Origin of the sequence: Novosphingobium sp. B-7 (assembly GCF_000410615.1) — a bacterium.
Taxonomy (GTDB): Bacteria; Pseudomonadota; Alphaproteobacteria; order Sphingomonadales; family Sphingomonadaceae; genus Novosphingobium; species Novosphingobium capsulatum.
This window is the reverse complement of the sequence record NZ_KE148316.1, coordinates 1-439: the sequence shown is the minus strand read 5'-3', so window position 1 is coordinate 439 and position 439 is coordinate 1. Positions and strand designations below refer to the sequence as shown.

Sequence of the window (439 nt, the reverse complement as noted above, 5' to 3'; positions counted from 1 at the left end):
CAGATCACGCCAGCCCCGGTGCGAGCCAGCAGGCGCGCATCCGGCCCCACGGCAAAGGGATAGAGCATCGCCACGGCCAGGAAGAACAGCAGCGGCAGCGCAGCCCCGCCCCGCCCCTGCGCGCCGCGCAGCAGCAGCGCCAGATCACGGCGGAAGATCGGCCAGATGCGCGCGATCATGCCCAGTCTCCATCGCCATCATCGCTTTGTAGCGCGGGCACGTGATCGGCCATGGCCAGGGTCTGCACCCCGGCCAGCGCCAGCGGCTGGTGCGAGGCGATGATCACCAGGCCCCCCGCGGCACGGTGCGCCTCGATCGCGGCTTGGGCCCTGGCCGCCCAGGCCGTGTCGAGGCCATTGAGCGGTTCGTCGAGCAGCCAGATCGGCGCCTGCGCCGCAGCCAGGCGCGCCAGCGCGGCGCGCTTCTTCTGCCCGGTGGA

General features: G+C 72.7%; 1 protein-coding gene and 1 pseudogene. Both read right to left on the bottom strand.

Features of this window, described 5'->3' with window-relative positions; translation table 11 throughout:
* Positions 1 to 179, bottom strand: a 179-nt coding sequence (locus H926_RS34600) for a heme exporter protein CcmB (protein WP_043608942.1), incomplete at its 3' end; no start/stop codon positions are given.
* Positions 176 to 439, bottom strand: a pseudogene (locus H926_RS0109950) (ATP-binding cassette domain-containing protein); the annotation flags it as partial. The pseudogene H926_RS0109950 and the gene H926_RS34600, both read right to left, overlap by 4 nt.